General features: G+C 54.5%; 19 protein-coding genes. 4 read left to right on the top strand and 15 right to left on the bottom strand.

Going from position 1 to position 21,573, the window contains the following annotated elements; all coding sequences use genetic code 11:
• Positions 1-21: 21 nt before the first annotated feature.
• Entirely contained in the window at positions 22-471 is a 450-nt protein-coding gene (gene cynS / locus LL947_RS13320) for a cyanase (RefSeq protein ID WP_499833456.1), read from the top strand.
• Positions 472-646: 175 nt separating this feature from the next.
• Here the strand turns inward: cynS (LL947_RS13320) and LL947_RS13325 are convergent, their stop codons facing one another.
• The 4 genes from LL947_RS13325 to LL947_RS13340 all read right to left on the bottom strand — a co-directional run bounded on the left by LL947_RS13325 (position 647) and on the right by LL947_RS13340 (position 5,342).
• Entirely contained in the window at positions 647-2,335 is a 1,689-nt protein-coding gene (locus LL947_RS13325; RefSeq protein WP_499833457.1) for a sigma-54-dependent Fis family transcriptional regulator, read from the bottom strand.
• A 46-nt stretch (positions 2,336-2,381) separates the two neighbouring features.
• On the bottom strand, positions 2,382-3,203 hold the full coding sequence (locus LL947_RS13330) for an ABC transporter permease (protein ID WP_499833458.1): 822 nt from the start codon (positions 3,201-3,203) through the stop codon (positions 2,382-2,384).
• A complete protein-coding gene (locus LL947_RS13335; RefSeq protein WP_499833459.1) occupies positions 3,200-4,438 on the bottom strand; it encodes an ABC transporter substrate-binding protein in 1,239 nt (412 codons plus the stop codon). Before LL947_RS13335 ends, LL947_RS13330 begins: the two co-directional genes overlap by 4 nt.
• Positions 4,439-4,502: 64 nt before the next feature.
• Complete coding sequence (locus LL947_RS13340) at positions 4,503-5,342, bottom strand: ABC transporter ATP-binding protein (protein ID WP_499833460.1); 840 nt, start codon at positions 5,340-5,342, stop codon at positions 4,503-4,505.
• Between the two features lie 483 nt (positions 5,343-5,825).
• Between LL947_RS13340 and LL947_RS13345 the strand changes: the two genes are divergently transcribed.
• A complete protein-coding gene (locus tag LL947_RS13345; RefSeq protein ID WP_499833461.1) occupies positions 5,826-6,944 on the top strand; it encodes an acyl-CoA dehydrogenase family protein in 1,119 nt (372 codons plus the stop codon).
• Between the two features lie 38 nt (positions 6,945-6,982).
• Complete coding sequence (locus LL947_RS13350) at positions 6,983-8,383, top strand: FAD-dependent oxidoreductase (RefSeq protein WP_499833462.1); 1,401 nt, start codon at positions 6,983-6,985, stop codon at positions 8,381-8,383.
• 107 nt (positions 8,384-8,490) lie between these two features.
• Here the strand turns inward: LL947_RS13350 and cynS (LL947_RS13355) are convergent, their stop codons facing one another.
• The 4 genes from cynS (LL947_RS13355) to LL947_RS13370 are packed head-to-tail and all read right to left on the bottom strand — an operon-like array spanning position 8,491 to position 12,252.
• Positions 8,491-8,931: a cyanase gene (gene cynS, locus LL947_RS13355; protein WP_499833463.1), complete on the bottom strand. Its 441-nt coding sequence runs from the start codon at positions 8,929-8,931 to the stop codon at positions 8,491-8,493.
• The gene (locus tag LL947_RS13360) at positions 8,924-9,886 is read right to left on the bottom strand and encodes an ABC transporter ATP-binding protein (protein ID WP_499833464.1); all 963 of its coding nucleotides are present in this window, start codon (positions 9,884-9,886) and stop codon (positions 8,924-8,926) included. The genes cynS (LL947_RS13355) and LL947_RS13360 overlap by 8 nt, the downstream gene beginning before the upstream one ends.
• Positions 9,887-9,928: 42 nt before the next feature.
• On the bottom strand, positions 9,929-10,786 hold the full coding sequence (gene ntrB / locus LL947_RS13365) for a nitrate ABC transporter permease (protein ID WP_499833465.1): 858 nt from the start codon (positions 10,784-10,786) through the stop codon (positions 9,929-9,931).
• A 2-nt stretch (positions 10,787-10,788) separates the two neighbouring features.
• The gene (locus LL947_RS13370) at positions 10,789-12,252 is read right to left on the bottom strand and encodes a CmpA/NrtA family ABC transporter substrate-binding protein (protein WP_499833466.1); all 1,464 of its coding nucleotides are present in this window, start codon (positions 12,250-12,252) and stop codon (positions 10,789-10,791) included.
• Between the two features lie 251 nt (positions 12,253-12,503).
• On the opposite strand from LL947_RS13370, the gene LL947_RS13375 reads away from it, so the two are divergent.
• The gene (locus LL947_RS13375; RefSeq protein WP_499833467.1) at positions 12,504-14,426 is read left to right on the top strand and encodes a sigma-54 interaction domain-containing protein; all 1,923 of its coding nucleotides are present in this window, start codon (positions 12,504-12,506) and stop codon (positions 14,424-14,426) included.
• Here the strand turns inward: LL947_RS13375 and LL947_RS13380 are convergent, their stop codons facing one another.
• The 7 genes from LL947_RS13380 to LL947_RS13410 form a co-directional block, all read right to left on the bottom strand.
• Positions 14,427-15,353, bottom strand: coding sequence for a YihY/virulence factor BrkB family protein (locus LL947_RS13380; protein WP_404414569.1), 927 nt, complete (start codon positions 15,351-15,353; stop codon positions 14,427-14,429).
• 130 nt (positions 15,354-15,483) lie between these two features.
• Positions 15,484-15,756, bottom strand: a complete 273-nt coding sequence (locus LL947_RS13385) for an amphi-Trp domain-containing protein (RefSeq protein WP_290822399.1) — start codon at positions 15,754-15,756, stop codon at positions 15,484-15,486.
• 42 nt (positions 15,757-15,798) lie between these two features.
• The gene (locus LL947_RS13390) at positions 15,799-17,145 is read right to left on the bottom strand and encodes a metallophosphoesterase family protein (protein ID WP_499833468.1); all 1,347 of its coding nucleotides are present in this window, start codon (positions 17,143-17,145) and stop codon (positions 15,799-15,801) included.
• A gap of 15 nt (positions 17,146-17,160) precedes the next feature.
• On the bottom strand, positions 17,161-17,844 hold the full coding sequence (locus tag LL947_RS13395; RefSeq protein WP_290822403.1) for a histidine phosphatase family protein: 684 nt from the start codon (positions 17,842-17,844) through the stop codon (positions 17,161-17,163).
• A complete protein-coding gene (locus LL947_RS13400) occupies positions 17,841-18,950 on the bottom strand; it encodes an HprK-related kinase B (protein ID WP_499833469.1) in 1,110 nt (369 codons plus the stop codon). Before LL947_RS13400 ends, LL947_RS13395 begins: the two co-directional genes overlap by 4 nt.
• Positions 18,950-19,858 carry a GAK system ATP-grasp enzyme gene (locus LL947_RS13405; protein WP_499833470.1) on the bottom strand — a complete coding sequence of 303 codons (909 nt, stop codon included), beginning with the start codon at positions 19,856-19,858 and terminating at the stop codon, positions 18,950-18,952. Before LL947_RS13405 ends, LL947_RS13400 begins: the two co-directional genes overlap by 1 nt.
• Complete coding sequence (locus LL947_RS13410) at positions 19,851-21,398, bottom strand: aminoglycoside phosphotransferase family protein (protein ID WP_290822409.1); 1,548 nt, start codon at positions 21,396-21,398, stop codon at positions 19,851-19,853. Before LL947_RS13410 ends, LL947_RS13405 begins: the two co-directional genes overlap by 8 nt.
• Positions 21,399-21,573: the final 175 nt, after the last annotated feature.

The raw sequence follows: 21,573 nt of genomic DNA on the forward strand, positions 1-21,573 counted from the left end.
CTGAACCCAGGGGGTGACATTATGATAGTGGATCGTGAACAAGTAACGGGCATGATCATTTCGGCGAAAGTCAGCAAAGGTATTCAATGGGCTGACGTCGCCAAACAGGTTGGATTGAGCAAGGAATGGACAACGGCCGCCTGCCTAGGCCAGATGACGCTGGACAAGGTGCAGGCACAGAAAGTAGGGGAAATTTTTGACCTTTCTGATGAAGCCATCGCCTGGCTTCAAATTGTGCCTTACAAGGGCTCCTTGCCTACCGAGGTACCCACCGACCCTCTGATTTACCGCTGGTATGAGGTGGTCAGCGTTTATGGCACCACTATAAAGGAACTGATCCACGAAGAGTTCGGCGACGGTATTATGAGCGCTATTGATTTCTCCATGGATATTCAGCGTGAAGCTGACCCCAAAGGCGATCGCGTCAACGTGGTTCTTTCAGGCAAGTTCCTGCCTTATAAAACCTACTAACCCTCAGCAGAGGTTTTTTAAAATAATGCTTAAAACAGTTCTTAAAAACAGCTCTTAGACAACAGCTATCAATAGCCCCTTTTTAAAAGGGGCTTCTTTATAACTCAGTTGCCATTGTTTCCTTGCACCTGTTTGGGCATACAGACAAGAGTCGCGTTTTGCATTTCACTATTTTTCATGTGTAATCAGAACGACTGATATTAAGTTTTTTCAACCGATAGCTTAGCTGGCGAGTGCTCAGTCCCAGCTGACGTGCCGCCTCTGTTTTGTTACCGCGCGTATGTTTTAGCGCTGCTAAAAGAATATCAGGATTGGTATCTTCTACATGTTGGTAAGGCCGACTAACGCCGGTACTTGCAAACCCTGTTCTTGGGTATTCTTGCCGTTCAGAACTATCTGGCTTATGCCTGGGTGCCTGCTGATCAGGCGCATAACCAGTAGATGAGCTTTCAATGCCCGGTGAAGCAGTGGTGTTGTAGCGCTCGATCTGGGATTCATCGTGCAGGATATGTTCTATCTGCTCAACAGTGATCAGACTGCCATGGGCCATCAAGACGCTGCGTTCCATGATATTTTCCAGCTGGCGGATATTGCCCGGCCAGGGATAGCTTTCCAAACGTCGCACAACCCCCGCTTCCAGCAGTAATTGACGTTGATATCGGCGGTTGAAAACATCCAGAAAATAATGCGCCAGCAGGGCCACATCGCCTTCTCTTTCGCGCAGCGGCGGCAGACGCAGTGGCACCACGTTAAGCCGATAGAAAAGATCCAGGCGAAAGTCGCCGCGATTAACGGCTTGCTGCAGATCCATATGGGTTGCCGTCAGGATTCGAATATCCACATCAATCTCTTTATCTGCTCCAAGGCGCTGAACACGGCGTTCCTGAAGCAGCCTTAACAGCTTGCTTTGTAGCTCCATGGGCATATCGCCAATTTCATCCAGGAAGATGGTGCCGCCATGAGCTGCTTCAAATTTCCCTGGGCGACTGCGCACAGCACCCGTAAAGGCCCCTTTTTCATAGCCAAACAGCTCCGCTTCCAGCAGATTCTCTGGAATGGCCGCGCAGTTGATACAGATAAAGGCCTTGTCGGCCCGCTGGCTATGGGTGTGGATAAACCGCGCAAAACGCTCCTTGCCCGTTCCGGATTCCCCCTGCAGCATGATGGTGGCATCACTGCTGGCTATCTGCAGTGCCAGATCGAGTGCTCGCTTCATTTGAGCACTGCTACCCAGCATTTCCTGGTCATTTTGTTGTTTCAGAGCCGAACGCAATGCATTGTTCTGGGCTTCCAAGGTTTCCGTGCGCTGCCTGACCAGATCCTTGATACGCAGAATCTGCCCAATCATTGCCGCCACAATATGCAACAGATGAAGGTCTGTTTGAATGCCACGTGGGCGATGGCGCAACCGGTGGCAGGCCAAAACCCCAATGGGCACTTCATCCAGCAATATGGGCACTGCAATAAAGGACACCGTATCGTTTGGCAGTGCCTCTCGGGTGACCGCACGAAACAGAAAATCGTCTTCTTCATCAATATTCTGTACGACGCTAACCCGCCCACTGGCCATCACCTTGCCGGTTATTCCCTCATTCAGTTGATAGATACCGCGCGCTTTCTCAAATGCCTGGAGCCCATAGGCGTAAGCAATCCGCAGCGTCTGGGTGCCAGTGTCTTCCAGCACAACCCGGCCTCGATTGAGACCGGCAAGCTGTGATAAAGAGCGCAATACGGCGGGAATGGTGATCTCTGCTTCCAGTGAACTGCCCAGTAAATGCGCCGCCTCCGAGAGAATCAAGGTGTCCTGATTGATATCCTGGCTTCGATTGGGCGAGATTTCATCGCGCGAAGACGACGACGGCATTTATGTCTCCTGGTGGCTACTCTCTGGACGCTTGGATCAAGATCAATTAGCCATCGCTGTTTTGCCAACCAAAATAGCGAATTAAGCTAACAATCAGACTATCCAGAATATAACCAATAACGCCGATAATAAGAACCAGAGCGGCGAGCAGATCATAGGCCAGAATGTCGCGGGCATCGTTGATGGCATACCCCAACCCACTGGTAACGCCCAGGTATTCGGCGGGCACCAGCACCACCCAGGCAATACCCAGTGCCAGACGGAAGCCAGCCAGAATATCCGGCGCGACGGCGGGCAGAATCAACCGGCGTAAACTAGCTAATGGAGAGGCACCGAAATTGCGCGCAACCTTGAAGTACATCGGGTCAATACGCTGCACCGCAAACGCCGTTGAGAACAGGATTGGCCAGACGGCCGCCATAAAGATCAGAAATACAATAGCGCCATCCCAGGTGCTGAAAGCAAGAACTGCAATCGGCATCCAGGCCAGCGGGCTAACCATGCGCAACAGCTGAAACGGGAAGCCGGTGATCTGACGCAGCACCGGAGAAGATCCCACCAATATTCCCATGGGTACCGCCACCAGCGATGCCCATAAAAGCCCCATCCCGATACGGTAAAGGCTGGGCAGCACGGTATCGAGAAGATTGCCGGAGCTCACCAGCGTCCATGCTTCGGGCAGGACCTGCTGAGGCGCAAAGCCCACAAACGCCCGGGTATCCGGGTTGCTGGCAATCATATAACCACCTAGCCACCACAGCGCCAACAAAGCGCCCAGCCCGATAACCGGATAGCCTATACGTTTCAATAGTTCAAAGGCCTTCTGCCCGGAATCATCCAGTGTCATACCTAGCATCTGATTGCTCATAGCTGAATCCTCTCTTCCCGCTCCCAGCGCTCTTCCATTGGAGTGCCCGGTAGATGTGCCTCGGGGTATTGCTCCATTGCACGGCGCACAAAGTCATAGTTGACCAGGTCACGGGCGACTTCATCAGGGTCAAGGTTATCCAAAAAGGTGGTATCACCACTGACCAGGGTATTGTTCATCGCGCTAACCAACTGCCGCGTTGCTGATGCGTAGGGGTAAGGGGCGAAATCAATCCGGCTGTTGCTCCATTCAGGGTGGCGAATAGCGTTAGGTGACTGGTAGTCCGCTGCATCGTAGTGGGTCATGGCACGCACTACTACATCCTCCGGCATGGGCAAGTAACCGCGCCCATCACGGGAAAGCATGCGGGCCGTTGCTTCTTTATTCTGCTGTGCATAAATCGAAGCACGCACCAGCGCATTGAGGACTTTCTGCGTCCACTCCGGGCGTGCATCGACTTCCTCTTCGTTCATGCACACAACACAGCATGGATGGTTTTCCCAGATATCACCGGTAAAGCGTAGAAGCGTTCCACCTGCCAGCAGCTCACCTGCAGCATTGAAAGGTTCAGCGACAGTAAAGCCATCAATTCGGCCAGCGGCCAGGGCTGCCGGCATATCCGGGGGTGGCAGAATCAGCAGGTTGACTTCATCACTGGCCAAAGGTGTATCTTGATCCTGAATAACCGGTTTTAAGCCCGCGTTACGGAGCGCCATCTGCAGCAGGGTGTTATGAATCGAGTACCAATAAGGCACCGCAATCTGAGTTCCGCCCAGATCGGCAAAATCTTGCGCCTGGCTTTTGCCGCTCACCAGCAGTGCTGAACCATTAACATGCGCCCAGGCCATGATCTTGACCGGGAAATTGTTGTTATAGCGCATCCACACCGGAATCGGGTTGAGCAGATGAACAAGATTGAAACGTCCTCGGGTAAACCCTTCGACCAGTGGCGACCAGCCACGGATCAGTTCTGGCTCGGCAACATCCAACCCTTCGTCTTCAAAATACCCCATCGCATGCGCTACCAGTAGAGGCGTGGCATCGGTAATCGGCAGATAGCCAATACGCAGCTGTTGATCGTCATTGGCAAAGGCGCGAGGTATCATGCCCGGCATATGCATGGCGGTGGCTAAGCCTCCTACCGTTGCCATACTGTCCAGTATGAAACGGCGCCTACCCTGGTCGGTCTTGGTGTATTCGTGGCGATGATGAGGGTGACAGTCACATGGCGACATAATGAAATTCTCCGGATTTAGGATAAGCAATGGCAAAGGACAACAAGCTCGGCTGGCCAGGCAGTCAGGCTGATGAACGTTGGGTATTTTGCGCACTCGTAAGAGGTTCCTGGCGCCGGGTAGACGCTTGGGGCGACGTCGTCAACGCAGGCTCAGTGTTATCCACCGAATGCTGAAAGCGCGTCATCAGGTCATCGCGCAGTGCTACAAACTGCGGATCAATAACGTTGCGGGGATAGGGTAAGGTGATATCCATGACGCTACGGAAAGTGCCAGGATTGCGACCCATCAGCACCACTTGATCGCCCATGGTGAGCGCTTCATCGATATCGTGAGTAACCAGCACCAGAGTAATATTCTTTTGCTGGGCAATCTGGCGAACTTCAAGCTGCAAACTCCGCCGCGTAAAGGCATCCAGCGCTGAGAAAGGCTCATCGAGCAGAATCACGTCAGGCTCAACCGCCAGGGAGCGTGCCAACGCCACACGCTGTTGTTGCCCGCCTGAGAGATCCTGCGGGCGCGCATCACCTTTATCAGTCAAGCCAACCAGCTGGAGCATTTCATCAACACGTGCATTGAGGTTGTCTGTCTGACCGGTAAACTCCAGCCCCAGTGCAACGTTTTGACGAACGCTTAGCCACGGGTAGAGTCCCGGACGCTGGAACATCATGTTCCACTCCGGATGCGGCGCGGTCACCTGACGCCCATTGATTCTCACACAGCCTTCACTTGGCATGGTGAGCCCTGCCAACATGTGTAATAAGGTGGATTTCCCGCAGCCGCTCTCACCGATCAAGGCGGTGCTTTGTCCTGCAGGGATATCGTGAACCAGGTTTTCCAGCACCCTGGCGCCATGAGGGCTGAATTGATGGCTGATGCCATTGATTTGAATTGATGCACCCATATTGAAAGTTCCTGCCCAGTATAAAAATTAACTGGAGTAAACCTAGCAATATGCATGCCTACATAAACTAAATCACTGCTTTGTATTGATTTATCTTTATTAAAATGATTCCTGATCTTACCGCCTTCCTTCTATTCGTGCGGAAATAACCTTACTGACATGTTTTATGTCAAAAGTTATGTCAACAATGTTCACAATGACAATATTGTCAGCGCACTTTTCCATTCTTAGTCATACACCCAACACGCTATAGAACATCCGCCGCTGCCATCAGGCAAGAATATAAGCCATAAAAATCAAATCACTAACTTTCAAAATAACAAGGTGGCACAGGAATTGCGTTAAGCATTCGCAAAGTTAGGCGCGACGAGAGTTCAAGTAATACCGGTTTGACTGACAGCCGCCAGTTAACTACATAAAACACTCTCGTCACTAAATAGCGCACCGCTTGCTCCTTCATTGTTCAATTTTAGAGGTTTACGCATGAACGCCACTATTGATATTTCCACACTTTCATCATCACGGACTCTTTCTGACGTCAATGCTTTGATTAAACAGCAATTGGCGCCTCAAACAGTCGCTATTGATCGCCAAGGCGTTTATCCCGCTGAATTCATGTCATCGCTGGGTAATGCTAAGGGCTATCAACACCATTTGCCGTCGTTGAACCAACATGGTCCGGATTTCTCACAGGCCATTGATGTCATGCAGGCAGTATCGCGCGAATGCATGTCCACCGGGTTTTGTGTGTGGTGCCAGGATGCTCTCGGTTGGTATATAGAACATGCGGATGATGCCAGCGTGCGTGATCACTGGCTGCCACGCGTCGGCAGTGGTCAGCAGTTAGGCGGCACCGGGCTTTCCAACGCCATGAAGCACTTTGCCAGTATCGAGCCTCTCAAGATCAAGGTGAAACGCGTCGATGGCGGCTATGTTGCCAATGGCACCCTGCCCTGGGTGTCCAACCTTAGTGAGGGCCATGTCTTTGCTGCAATCTTCCAGTGTGATGAGCGCCAGCAAAATATCATGGCCATCGTCGAGTGTGGTCAAAACGGCTTTCAACTGCGCCAGTGCGCCGAGTTTACGGCGCTGGAAGGCAGCGGTACTTATGCCTGCCACTTCAATGACAGCTTTATTCCTGATGCCAACGTTATCAGCCACGATGTGCGCTCACTTATCCCGCGTATCCGCGCTGGTTTTGTGCTGTTGCAAATGGGCATGGGCCTTGGCGTCGTGCAGGGGTGTATCGATATCATGCGCCAGATGCATGAGACCCACCACCATGTGAACCGGTTTCTGGATGAACAACCGGATGCTCTGGAAGAAGCGCTTCAGGATGCGCGCAAGGCAACGTATTTCCTTGCCAATGAAGTGCATGGCAACGCCAGTGACTCTCTATTTGCGGATGTATTGCAACTGCGTCACGCCGGTTCTGAACTGTCGCTGCGTGCCTCCCAGGCGGCGATGCTTCACGCAGGAGCCCGCGGCTATCTGGCTGATGCGCCTGCTCAGCGCAAGCTCAGAGAATCTTACTTTGTGGCCATCGTCACGCCGGCCATGAAGCATATCCGCAAGGAATTGAACCGCCTGCAGGCAGCCTGATCGGCGATCAATAGCGCATCTCATCCAGGTAAAACATTATGACTCACGAGATTGACCCGCCCTATCAGCGTTATCTGTGTATTGTATGTGGCTTTATCTATGATGAAGCTGAAGGTGACCCTGATGGCGGCTTGCCGCCCGGTACCCGCTATGACGATATTCCTGATGACTGGGAATGCCCAGACTGTGGCGTGACCAAAGCCGACTTTGTGTTGATTGAAGCGCCCGATGACGCTGCAGAAGCAGAGGATTCGTCTTCTGTTGCGCCGACTACTCTGGGGTCTGCCAATCACCCTGAACAACTGGTGGTACTGGGCGGCGGCATGGCCGCCTGGGGCGTTATTGAGCAAATTCGGCGCACCAGGCCTGAACTCCCCATCGTCATGATCACCCATTGCAACGGCGATGTTTACTCGAAGCCCCAACTATCAGCGGCGGCAGCGCGCGGAGTAACGCCTGACGGCCTGGTGACTGCCTCAGGTGAGCAACAGGCACGCCGATTGAACGTGCAGTTGATTGCTCGCACACGCGTACTGGGTATCGAACGACAGCAAAAACGGATTATCACGCCACGCGGCGGCATTGCTTATAGCCAGTTGATTCTGGCGTTGGGGGCACACCAACCCAAGCCGGATATTGCCGGTGACGGCGCTGAACAGATCCGCCAGATCAACGATCTGGGCAGTTACCGCGCGCTACGCCAACGTATAGACGGTCAATCCGCTACGGATGTCGTCATTCTCGGTGCCGGGTTAATTGGTTGTGAGTTTGCAGATGATCTATCCAGTGCAGGCCACCGTATTACCCTGATCGATAATGCCGCCTATCCGCTAGCACGCCTGCTACCTGAAGCCATCGCCCAAAAACTTGCCGAACGCCTGACGGGCAAGGGGGTGAATTTTCACCTCAACACCACATTGACCTCTGTGGAGCGCCAGGCCGACGAGCCAGACCGCCTTAAGTTGACCCTTGGCAATGGAGTAACCTTCCCTGCTGATACTCTTATCAGCGCACTTGGCCTAAGCCCCAATATCGCCTTGGCATGTGACGCTGGGCTAAAGGTTAACAAAGGCATTTTGGTAGATGATCAACTGCGTACTTCAGACCCGGATATCTATGCTCTGGGTGATTGTGTTGAATATCAGGCGAGACTGCTGCCTTACGTCAAGCCGTTGAATCAGCAGGCGAACGTGCTTGCCGAACAGTTTGGTGACCAGACAGCTAGATATAACGGAGAACCCTATACCATCATGATCAAGACACCCTGCTGGCCTCTGGCTGTTCATGTCTCAGACGAGCCAGGTGCCTGGGTGGAACAGGAAAGCGATGTTGACGGCATGACGTTTATTTACCTCAGCGAAGACGAGCGTATTACCGGTTTTGCCTTGGCAGGTGAACATGCAAGTCGCCGCAACCAGATGGAGCAAAAGCTGGTTTGACAACCATGACATGTAAAACATCAACGCCACCCAAACAGCGCTTGGGTGGCGTTTTACTGATGCTCTACTGTAAACAAAAACGGATAAACAACCGCCGGTGAATCGGCTTACCAGGATTTATATGGCAGGAATTTTCCGTTCATGGTGACCAGGACACGATCGCCTTTCGGGTCTTCGATCTTGTCCACTTCCATGGTGAAATCAATCGCACTCATGATGCCGTCACCGAACTTTTCCTGCACCACATCCTTGAGCGTCTCTCCGTAAACACCTACCACTTCATATAAACGATAGATAAAGGGGTCTTGTGGAATGGCTTCATCCCAGGTCTTGGTGGGGAAGGCCGTCAACGCATCGACCACCTCGGCATCCACCGCCAGGGTATCTGCCAGTTTTTTGGCCATATCAGGGGAAGCGCTGTTCATTCCATAACAGGCTGATGCTACCCAGACGGGCGACATGCCCACAGCACTGGCAATATCATCCCAACTCATTTGGTGGCGCGCTTTTGCAGCGAGCAGGGTGTGACGCATTTCAAGTTTATCCATGATGAGCCTCCTTGGGCGTTAACGAGACAAGGTTTTCGTGTTTTTTACGGGCACCGGATACAGGTTCATCCGGGGATGAAGGCGTATCTTCCAGCTCTTCCAACTCAACCGGATCAACGGATACCGGGTAGTTCAATCCATCCGAACCATTTTGCTGAGTACGCATTTCGCCTGAGCGGTTGACCAGGAAATCCACCAGATAGTTACGGATACGATAGAAATGCGGATGCTTGATGATATCCGCCCGTTGGCGCGGCCGGGGTAAATTGATACTCACCGATTCAGCAATTTTTGCCTGCGGGCCATTGGTCATCAAAAATATCCGGTCAGCCAGAAAGATCGCCTCATCCACATCATGGGTGATCATGAATACGGTCTGCTGATCCTGGCCCCAGATCTTGATCAGCTCGTCCTGAATAACCCCACGGGTCAATGCATCCAACGCCCCGAAAGGCTCATCAAGCAGCAGTAGTTTTGGCTGTGTAGCGAAGGCGCGGGCGATACTCACCCGCTGACGCATTCCCCCCGACAGCTGCGCAGGCTTACGCGTCACCACTTCTTTCAACCCCACCATGGTCAGGTATTTCATGCTGTGATCGCTGACTTCACGGTCGCTCCAGTCAGGCCAGCGGGCACGCACGCCAAAGCGCACGTTTTCCAGCGCCGTCAGCCATGGCAGCAGGCTGTAGTTCTGAAAGACCACGCCGCGCTCAAGGCTTGGGCCAGCAATCTCTTTACCTTCCATCACCATGGCGCCGTCTGAAAACTGGTCAAGCCCGGCCAGCGAATTCATGATGGTCGATTTACCGCAACCCGAGTGGCCGATAATGCAGACGAATTCGCCTTTATGTAGCTGAAAGCTGATATTTTCGAAGACAGTGAGTGGCTCGCCTCCCTTCTGGTTGGCGGGAAAGCGCTTGGTTGCTTGCTGTACCTCAACAAAGGCATGGTTCATCGTCGACTCCTGTTATCCGGCATCGGTGTATTCAACGCTGGGTTATTCAACGTAAGTGAAAAAGCGCGCGACATAGGCAAGCGACATATCCAGCAACATACCGACGACCCCGATCATCAGAATGGAAAAGATCACGCTGGTGAGGTCGAGGTTATTCCACTCGTTCCACACGTAGTAGCCAATACCCGTACCGCCTACCAGCATTTCAGCTGCCACGATCACCAGCCAGGCAATCCCGATGGAAATACGCATGCCGGTAAGAATGGTGGGCGCCGCCGCGGGCAGAATGACCTTAAAGGCAGTTTTCAAAGGCGATAGCTCATGGGTGCGCGCTACATTGACCCAGTCATCGCGTACACCGGCCACCCCAAAGGCCGTGTTGAGCAGCATTGGCCAGATTGAGCAGATAAAGATGACAAAAATGGCCGATGCCTCAGAGTCCTGGATGATGAACAGCGCCAACGGCATCCAGGCCAGCGGCGAGATAGGCCGCAACACCTGAATAAAGGGGTTCAGCGACTTGTAGGCCAGCGGAGACATACCGATCAGAAAGCCGATCGGAATCGCGATGGCGGCAGCCATGATGTAGCCCGCCAGCACGCGGTAAAGCGAATACGCCAGCTGAATGCCGATGCCTTTATCGTTAGGGCCAGCGTCATAGAAGGGGTTGGATAACTCCTCCCAGGCACGGGTGAGAATTTCAGACGGTGGTGGCACCTTGGCCGACTCATTGTCGCCCGCCATCAGCTGTTCATATTCGCTGAGTTCGCCTCCACCACCTATTATTGCCGTCTGGTTGAACCCTTCCCACAGACCGAGCCCGACGACCAGCAGCAGAACCGCCAGCATCAGGGCACGCATGTTGAGACTGATATTCCACTCGGTTGTTGTGCGATCCATGGTTATCTCCTGCCGATTTCAAAGCTGGCAAGGTAAGCTTCAGGCTGGGTGTAATCGAAGGTCTTACCCATAATCTGATAGTTACGCGCGGTTTCCTCGGGCGCCTCATAGCCAAGCTCGCGCATGACATCCTGAGCATCAGTGGCCAGGTATACGTCACGGGCAATCTGCTGGTAATCAATCTCGCCTTCCACATAGCCCCAGCGCTTCATCTGGGTCAGAATCCAGACAGCCATGGAGTGCCAGGGGAAGGGGTCGAAATCGATACGGTCGGGCACGTTCTGAACGTTACCCAGGCCATCAGCAAAGCGCCCGGTCAGTACCTGCTCAATCACCGTGACCGGCTGGTTCAGGTAATTGGTCGGTGCAATGGCAGAGGCAATCTCGGAGCGGTTATCCGGGTTGGACGAATACTGGGTGGCATCAATGATCGCACGCAGCAGGGCCCCATAGGTGTTGGGATTTTCGCGTGCAAAGCTGGCGCTGGTGGCAAAGGCGCAGCAGGGATGACCGTCCCAGATTTCCTTGGTCAGCAGGTGAATAAAGCCGATACTCTCGAAGACCGCCCGCTGGTTGAAGGGGTCCGGCGACAGGAAGCCATCGATATTACCGGCGCGCAGGTTGGCGACCATTTCGGGCGGTGGAATGACCCGGATCTGGATATCCTGATCCGGATCCAGACCATGCTCGGCCACGTAATAACGCAGCAGGAAGTTATGCATGGAATATTCAAACGGCACACCAAAGGTGAAGCCCTTCCACTGTTGCGGATCACGCTTGTCAAGATGATCATTGTGCAACACGATGGCCTGACCGTTGATATTCTCCACCGCAGGCATAATGAAGGGTTCCGGACTGGAACCTGCGCCCATGGTCATGGCCAGTGGCATGGGGGTCAGCATATGCGCCGCGTCATACTCACGGTTCAGTGATTTATCGCGGGCCACGGCCCAGCCGGCCGTCTTGATGACCGAAACATCCAGGCCATAACGCTCATAGAAGCCCATCGGATGCGCCATAATGATCGGTGTTGCACAAGTAATGGGCACGAAACCGACGTTGAGGCTGGTTTTCTCAAGCGGCCCCAGATTTTCTTTAACGGCCGCCTTGATCGCATCCATGGGCAGCAAGCTGGCAAGTGCTGCGGCCACCGTGCCGCCACCCACCAGCTTCATGAACTGACGGCGGTGCATGTCACTGTGACCGAACATGCCGCGCACCAGTGCACTTTCAACCGCGCGATCCAGCATGTCTTCTGAAGAAGTTGGCGCTTGCTGGGAGTCGACCGACTGCTCGGAATGAGTCACAGAGGCCGAGGAAGACGTGGGTTGGCAGCGCTGACAATCACACTGATGACCATGGATCAATGATTGACGATGATCAAAAGGGTCACTCAGGCTACTGAGACCTTCCTGACTGTCTTGCCGGGAACCGAGCTTATAACGATCGTTATCAGGCGTTTTCATGATAAGAGCCTCTCAATGCAACAATAATGGATATCCAATTATTTGCGAGAGGCATGCCAACCTCGATGAAAATCAAAAAAATAAACTAATATTCAATGGTTTACATACAAAAGAGACGCCAGAGTATTCTCTACAATGAATCACGATAATTCGTTAATTATTATATTTCGTCAGCTTTGTTCACGAAAAATCGTAATCAACGCTGCCGCCGGGTAAGCTGATCACCACCCCTGATAGACAAGAGGTACAGCGTGAGCACAAACACTAGGAGTGGTTCTGCCAAGTGGATGTTTGATAATGCGCCTTTGGCGACCATGATCATCGATCCGTTGGATGACCGGCTGATTGCTGCCAATCCGGCAGCATGCCAAATGCTGTCAATCAACAGCTCATCGCCCTTTCCGGCGCCTTTCAGTCATCGGCTTAGCGCCTCACTGCCCCTTTGGGTCAGCTTTACAGATGAAGTGTTAAGTCGCGGCACAGGATGGTCGGATGATCTGGTGATCCTCGACACCAAGCGCCAGCCCCACCACGTTGAGGTATACGCCAGCAGCACTCAGCATTCCTCCTGGCTGCTGCTGACCCTGATTGACCGTAACCAGGCAGAACACCGGCGTGCCAAGGCGGAGCTAGGCCGCCAACATCGTCTCGGGAAGGTGGGCTGGCAACGCGTCGAGCAGGTCTTTGAGCGTATTGAAAAGCAAAACCAGTTGATTCTGAACGCCGCCGGAGAAGGCATTTACGGCCTGGATGCCGATGGTAAAACCACGTTTGCCAACCCGGCCGCTGAGCGTATTCTGGGCTGGAGCGCTCAGGATATGGTCGGCCATGACGCCCATCTGATGTTTCACCATTCCCATGCCGACGGCAGGCACTTTCCGGTCCAGCAATGCCCCATTCATGCCTCCTTCAGTGATGGCCAGGTACATCGCGTTGATAATGAAGTGTTCTGGCACAAGAATGGGGAGGGCATCCCAGTGGAATACACCAGTACACCCATTTTTGAAATGGGCAGGCTGGTCGGTGCGGTGGTACTGTTTCGTGATATCAGCGAACGTTTACGCGCTGAACAGCAGTTGCGCGACGCCTTGATAGAAGTGGAATCCCTCAAAAAGCGTCTGGAACTTGAAAACCAGTACCTGCAGGAAGAGATCAAGGCGGAGCTGGATCATCAGAATATTATTGGCGACAGTGCAGCCCTGAAAAAGCTGCTGCAACAGATTGAAATGGTGGCGCCCACAGATGCCAACGTCCTGATCACCGGCGAATCCGGCACCGGCAAGGAGCTGATTGCACGGGCCATTCACGCAGCCAGCCAACGCAGCGAACGCCCCTTGATCCGGGTGAACTGTGCAGCCATTCCCCGCGACCTGTTTGAAAGCGAGTTTTTTGGTCACGTCAAAGGTGCGTTTACCGGCGCAGTCCGCGACCGTTCCGGCCGCTTCGAACTGGCCGACGGCGGCACCCTGTTTCTCGACGAAATCGGTGAGATCCCCCTGGAACTGCAGAGCAAGCTTTTGCGCGTACTGCAGGATCAACAAATTGAGCGGGTTGGCGAAAATCGCACCATGGAGGTGGATGTCCGCGTGATTGCCGCCACTAACCGCGATCTGCGCAGCATGATTGAGGCAGGGCAATTCCGGGAAGACCTGTATTTTCGTCTTCACGTCTTCCCGCTGGCATCGATTCCGCTGCGCCAGCGCAAGGAAGACGTGCCTCTGCTGGCTGAATACTTTCTGCAACGGGCCTGCCAGAAGTTCAACAAGCCCGACGTACGGATTGCCCCCGAACAAATGCGGGTCCTGCAGCGCTACCCTTGGCCAGGCAATATCCGCGAACTGGAAAACGTGATCGAACGCCAAGTGATTGTCACGCAAAGCCGTCATGTCACCTTTGATGAGCTACTGGAAAATGAAAATCAGACGACCGTGAACCCGGATACCAGAAGCGAAGCAACAGATGAAGTAAACCGCTTACTGAATGGAACGGGCACGCAGTTTCTGACCGAAAGTATGTTGCAGCAGTGCCAGAAAGAAAGTGCCCTGCTGGCCTTGAAGAATAGCCGTGGCAAAGTATCTGGCCCTGAGGGCGCGGCAGCCAAGCTCGGTTTACGACCCACCACGCTGGCGTCACGCCTGCGTAAGTGGGGGGTGGATCCGGGAGATTACCGCTGATCATTCAATGCGCGCGACCGGCTGATGATCTGGGTCAAGATACCAGGGCAGGCCCACTCGGGAATTGCGTTCCAGTTCGGCGATTACCTGGGCCCCCAGCAGCAGGATAATGGCGCCGATTTCCAGGCTGAGCAGGACAATCACCAGGGTCGCCAGGGAGCCGTAGACAACGCTGACAAAGGAAAGGTTGGCGAAGTAGTAGACCAGCAGTAAACGCACGGCTTCCCACAGCAAAGCAGCCACAAACCCGCCGACTACCGCTCGGCGCAGGGCAATCTGTACCACGGGAAGTACCTTATAGATGGCACTGAACAGCAGGAAAACGCCCACAAAACTGCTCAGGTTCAGCACCGGTTCAGACAGCATGGCCAATGGCAGCTCACGTTCAAAAAGCGCCACCACCAGCGTGTTCAGGGAACTGGCCAGGGTCACCACCAGTGTCAACATCATAAGCCCTGCCCCCAACACCAAAATAAAAGCATAAGGCAACATCACCGACACCCAGGCGCTGCGCTGGATGTGCGGGGTCTCGGGCGCATGAAAGATGATGGCCAGCGCATCTTCCAGCATGCGAAAGGCGAACGAGCTGAACAGCAGCAGCACCGGAAAACCCAGAATGCCCATCACATCGCCGGAATCCAGCAGGCCGCGCACCGCCTCCAGCAGGACATCCGCATGGGAAGGGGCCAGATGGCGCGCCTGCACCTCCAGAACCGCAAGAAGGTGCTGCTCATCCACCAGGTGGGTCAGTAACACCACCAGAACGGCAAACAAGGGCACAATGGAAAGCAGGATGTTATAACCCACGCCACCGGCCAGCAGGATGCCGCGGTTGTTGATAAAGTGACGCAGCACGCGCCAGGCAAAACGTGCCAGCCGGGGCAGCAACAGAAGGACGGCTTTCAGCAAGGGGGGTGTTTGAACCACGGTGTGTCGTCCTCTTAAAACGCATTAACCCACGATACGCTGCGCCCCCCCTACCCTGGCCACCTCTTTCGCTCGCCGTTTCTAACATCAGATCCGCTTAGGGTCTGTTGACGCGTGGCGTTCCAGAGTATCAATGACCCGCCTTGATCTTCGGCGCTTTACTGGCGATGGTTTTTTCCTTGATCCGCCATTTGATCTTGACTTCAACTTCCTGTTTGTCGCCTTCATCGCTGGCTCGCAGAGAGACCTGCAGCAGTTGCTGGGGCGACAGCACCAGATCATCATCACTTTCCTGAAAGGCCAGATGCCCTTCATTGATAGCCTTGGCCAGTGTCACCAGCAGCTCCTGAGTGGCCTCACGGTCAAGCAGCGAGTCATGGCTGAACTTGGTTTTTGACTTCATTGATGGCCCCCGTTGAGCCTTTGTTCAATTAACCCTTCTCGATTAAATCCCGGGTGGCGACGCCTTGCCCGTCCGCTTTCCCTTGCGCCCGGGCCTGAATACCTTAGCCACTGGATAGTCACCGCTCAGGCCCACCAGGCCGCGCTTTTTATCAATCAGGGTGGCACCCACGCCCATGCCCTCAAGCCCTTCGCTTTTGCGCGAGTTGGCATCCAGGGTGATGTCGGCCTCGATATGAATCAGATCATTCTTGAGCGAAACGCGCTGGCCGGCGTGCTGATTGATATGCCCGTGCACCAGCACCTGAATACCGGCCTTTCTGGCCACTTTGGCGCCGTGACGGGTCAGCGGCAGATCAGCCTTGCGATATTTGGTTCTGAAGGTATTGGCCAGCGAGCCATAGTAGAAGCTGAACAGGTTCTGGCTCATCAGGTTCTTTTTGAATGCCTGGTTGGCATGCTTGATGCCATGATTGGCCAGCAGTTCTGCCATATTGTCATCCAGGCCTGCATGCAAAAACAGAAAGGAACCGCGTTTTTTAACCAGCTGCATGCGGCGGAAAAACCAGCCAAACTCACCAGAGGGTTTGAGAAACAGGGAGCGGCATTTCATGGCCGCCGCATATACCTGCTGCAGAGAAAGCCCTTTTTTGGCGCAATGGCTCTCAAAGCTCTCGGCTTTTTTGCGCATCTTGCTGATTTCACGGTCAATGCCTTCTGGCGTCAGAAAACCCGCTGCGTAGAAAGGAAAATTTTCAAACCAGGCATCACTGGGAAACAGCGCCTTTCGGCAAGCGTCTTCATCGGGTATGTCCCTGTCCCATTGGCTATCCGCCAGGTACTGATCAAAGACCTCCTTGAACAGCGGAATGACCTTCTTGCCCATACGCACAAACAGGTGCTGGCTGCCGGTATCGGTGTCGCGTTTCAGCGATAGCAGACCCATCAGCAGGCGCAGGTCATGATTACCGGCCAGCAGGGTGACATTGGCCTTTAGGCGGTAGAGGTGCGCCAGGCTGCGCAACAGCATCAGATTGCTGGGCCCTTTATCCAGGCAGTCACCGCCCACGATGATTTCGGCCTGCTTGCCGAATCGGGTCAGTTCATATTCACACAGCTGGACACCGTCACGCTCGATGACCCCAGCGGCTAACAGTGACGCTTCAAAAGCTTCAGCATCGGCGTGGGCATCGGAGATAAACACCACCGGTTTGGCAGGCCAGGTAAAACGCTTTTTCTGCGCGCGACGCTGAAAAGCGGCTAACGCATCATCATGGTTGACGGACGTCGGGTCATCCGGCCAGGGCGCCCACTCGGTTGGCAGCTGGCTCAGCACAGCATTGTGATAGGAATGCCTGCTGACCTGTGGAATAAGATTGAATGCTGTCATGGTCGCCATCATCTTCTAGTCGAGAGGGTCCGCCGCCTGACGGTGTTTCCAGTTGCCATAAAGCCGACTCCAGCCGTCGGCTTGTCTTTCAAAAACGACCGGATGACCGTGAAACATGCTCAACCGTTTAATATCGCTGAAAGAGATGACATCCAGATGATAGCAGGCATGGCGGATAGAGGCACCGTGGCCCACGATCAAGCGAACGTGGCCATCGGCGGCTGAAGGCAACCCCTGTAGATGGCGGGCAACCCGCTCGCCGGCCGCCAGCAATGACTCGGCCCCCTCAAAGGGTAACCTGAAGTGGCTGGCGGATTTCCAGCCTTCGGGCAAAGGCGCCAGGCGTGGGTCCTGGGCGACAATACGTTCGATTTCACCAACGCTGAGATTGGCCACAGACCCCACGCTGCGCTCACACAGGGCAGAAAAGCTGCTGACGGACGCCGGCTCGGTAAACAAAGAGGCAAGTTCCTGGCGAAAGATATCCGCTGTCTGCCAGGCTCTTAACAGCGTCGAGCAGTGAATGTCGCTATCTAACTGCAATCCTGACGCGGCCAGCCAGTCGCCGAACGCTCGGGCTTGTGTTCTGACCTCGGCCTCGCCTTTCGCCGTCAGTGGGTAAGGCTGCAGCGCACTGGGCGTCTCCGCCCGCTGGGCATAATCACCGTGACGAACCAGCGCCAGCCGCTGCACGCTCATGCCAGCAGGCCTTCTGCCTCAAGCAGCTCGATGGCGCGGTCGAAGTCCACTCCACCGGTCAGACGTAATACCTTTACACCGGCCAGCTGACGGGCGTAAACGTCACAGGAAGGTGCCTGTTCAGGGGGAAAGTGGCCATCGTCAGATTGAAAAAACGGCCCCGAACTTTTACGCAGACCTTCCAGCGCCTCAGGCGTTTGCTCAATCTCCACGCGGCTTAGCCCGGTGGGCATGACGGAAGACAGCGACCAGTCAAGCAATACCAGCGTGCCCAGCTTGCTTGACAGTGCCGCTTTACCCTCCCCATAAAGCGCTGGAATCAGGACATCATGTTTGTGCTCAACGTCCCAGAGTTGCGCGGCAGGCATCTGTCGATAGCGTTCACTCTCAGCCGGGCTCAACAGACTGGCGAGCCGCGGAGAGCTGACCAGGGTGCCCGGGTTCACCCGGGGGTGTTTGGCTACGCCCAGCACCTCGGTGACGGTTGCTTCGGGCTGCGATCTGAACAGGATACGGTCATTGGACAGAAAGCGAACGCCGGTTTTTTCCAGGGCTTTCAGCATCAGGGTCGACTTGCCGCCCCCTGAACTGGCCGCAATGGCCGTTGCCTGACCATCAACTGTAAAAGCGGCGGCGTGCCCCAGCAGATAACCGCGGCGCTGCTGAACATTGAGAAACTGGTTGTTGATAAAATTGACGACCTGAGAGAAATGCCGATTCAGATCACCCATGGCAAGCGGAGCGTCGAGGGTCTGGAGAAATACCATGCCGGTGCGGACTTTATGAATCCAGCGGCCCTCAGGCGCATCCCGGTAAGCCTCTTTCAGACCATTAGGGCCGGGTTTATGGCGCGTGACCGGTGTCCACTCCATGCCTTGGGTGTTAACCGCCTGATCGATCAGAAACACGCTTAGCAACGGCTGGTCGTGACGCACAGTACTGGCGGTCAAGCCTGAATAATACTGGTCAAGTAACGTAAGCGTTTGAGGATTGTCTGCCCATATCTGGATGTTCAGCCCCTGAAACGGCAGTAACCGATGCGCCGTGCAGTTGGCCTTAAGGCTGGCCATGGACAGGTAATCAGGGGCGACAGGATTGAGGGTCATCAGGCGGGCTCCCGGTTATCAGCCTGCAGTTCGGCAAGCACGTAATCACACAGGGTTCCGGCGGCATCCAGGCCGCAGCCCTTGAGCGCGCCGCTGAAACCGCCAAAAGCGGAAACTTCGAACACCACAGGCCCTTCATCGGTCAGGGCGATATCCACAGTGGTGAAGCTCAGCTCAAAACAGGCCTGTGCCTGACGGCCAAGCGCAATCAGTTCCGGGCCGGCATGATAGGCCTGGTACCTGCCCCCACTATGAATGGTGGTGTTCCAGGTATTGGCGCCGCTCACGCGTGCATAGGTACACAGGTACTCGCCGCCGATAAACACCATGCCCAGATCCTGACCGCCCAGATTGACGAATTTCTGCAGGTAAAAAAGCCCGTGACTGTCTTTGAAAGCCTCCAGTTTGCGCCGATTGGTCGATTCATCATTGGCGCCATCCAATACCACCATGCCACGGGCCTTAGTGGAATACAGCGGCTTGAGAATCGCCTTGCCGAATTCCCTGACCGCTTCCAGCGCTTCATCGGTGTTTTCAGTTACCCGAGTGGGCGGCAGGCTGACATTGCCCGACGCCAGCGCGGCGGTGCCCTCAAGGCGGTTGATCAGTCGGCTTATCTGTTCCGGGCGGCTGAAGCAGCGCACGCCATCGGCTTCCAGACTCCCCAGCATGCGGATCCGGTCATCGGCAGCCGGTGAATAGGTCTCACTGACCTTTTTGATGATGACGCCATCCAGTTCATTGAGCAGCATATCGCCATAGCGTAACTTGCCCGTCTCAAGTTCCAGGACGACCTCGGCCATATCCACTACGCAGCGATAGCCGGTACGCGCCTCCAGATGGTCGGCCAGGATATCGGTCGACCATTTCCCCGGCGTTCCGATGACGGCAATCCGCTTATCAATCATGGAAAATATCCTCAAGGGGAAGCTGGTAGGTATCAAGGGCGTGGGGGTTCACCAGGGTGATTGCTTCCAGCAGATAGCTGGCTCTGAGCGCCAACGCACTGGCAAACTGCCTGTCGTAGATAAAGCGAGTGGAGGTGGCAAACGAGCGCCCCAGGGCAATCGCCAGACGCGCATCAAACCCTGTGTCCTTGTTGCTCTTGGCAAATCGCCGGGCAAACTGATACAGCTGGTGGATCAGGCCCATCAGCTCAGCCCTGGGGGCGGCATCCAGAATCGGCAGTCGATAGATCGATACCATCAGAACGGAGAGGTCCTGGACATAATCCGAATACGACGCGCGGTGCAGGTCGATAAAGTAGATGCGGTCCTTGATATCGTCATAAATGATGTTATCAACGTTGAAATCACCGTGAATCAATACGGAAAACGGCGCTTTCAGCTGCTTTTCCAGGCTGCCAACGTGGTCAATCAGCTGGTCAAAGCTTGGGCGCGACAGCCCGCAGATGCGCTGACCTTCATTGAACAGACCAGGATGGGTATGCTGACTTTCCGGCAGGCGTTTACGCAGCTGCTGCATATAACCGGGTTGTGCCGTTTCAGCGGTGCGTGAACTTTTCCAGATCTTTCTCAGGGTTTTCTGCAGCTTATCGGTCAGCTGACGGGCGGCGTCCCATTGATGGTTCAACAGCAGCGATTCAAGCGTATGCCCGGGCAGGTGCTCAATCACCATGGAGCTTAACTTATCGCCTTTTTCAACATGGTGGGAAAGCACCGTTGGCGCCACCTTGGGGTAGACCTCGTTCCACTGGTCCACGCCGGAGAGCTCTTCAATCACCTTCTTGCTCTGGCCCTCCTTGTAGACCGCCATGACCTCACCCGAGTCAGCATGCTCCGCCTTGAGGGTGGCAATGGTACTGCCACTGCGGGTCAGTGCCAGACGCTCGACGCTGAAACCGGCGTCCTGATCGGCCATGGCGTGTGCCGCCTGCCTGAGCTGCTTGTAGTTCTGCAGCCGCACCGCAGGGCCAAAATTGGCCGCCAGCAAGGCATCTGCCAGCGCCGATAGCAGATACACCATGCGCCGAATCTGGAAATCCAGCACCGCACAGGCACCGGTGCTGGACGTTTCCGGCAGGCGGGCGAGCAGCTTGGGAATCCGGCGACCTATCTTGAGTCCTTGACGGGTATTGGCGTTATCCAGCTTGATGGTCACCAGCTTGAGCGATTTACCAATTGATCGGATCACCTTGGCGTAAGCCTTCAGATTGCCCTTCAGGTCATCCTTGAGATCGCCCTTCAGATCCTTATTCGACAGTTTTTCCAACGACCTGATATCGGTCACTTCCAGGCAGGCATGGCCCAACTGGTCAAGCAGACTGGCCAGACGTTCCAGAGATTTGGATTGTTGGAACCCGGTACCAGCCACCTTACGCCTATGCACATCCATCGCTACCGCAAGTTCGACCTTTTCCAGCAGGGTGCTCCGGTAACCTTTTCGATCAATCAGGCGCTGTGCCACGGCCCCTTTGGGCTGAGTCACATAAACTTCAACTAAATCAAAGTGATTTTCAACTTCGAATCGGAGAAAATAAAAATGCTCCAGTATGGTCGTGTTGATAGCCAGCCTCACCGTACAAGTGCCATAGGGACAACGATGATACTATAAGTAATTTTCTCATTCTTGTGTGTTACAACTTTCTTAAATTTCAATGATT

Origin of the sequence: Halomonas sp. BLK-85 (genome assembly GCF_044792155.1) — a bacterium.
In the GTDB taxonomy this organism is placed as follows: Bacteria; Pseudomonadota; Gammaproteobacteria; order Pseudomonadales; family Halomonadaceae; genus Vreelandella.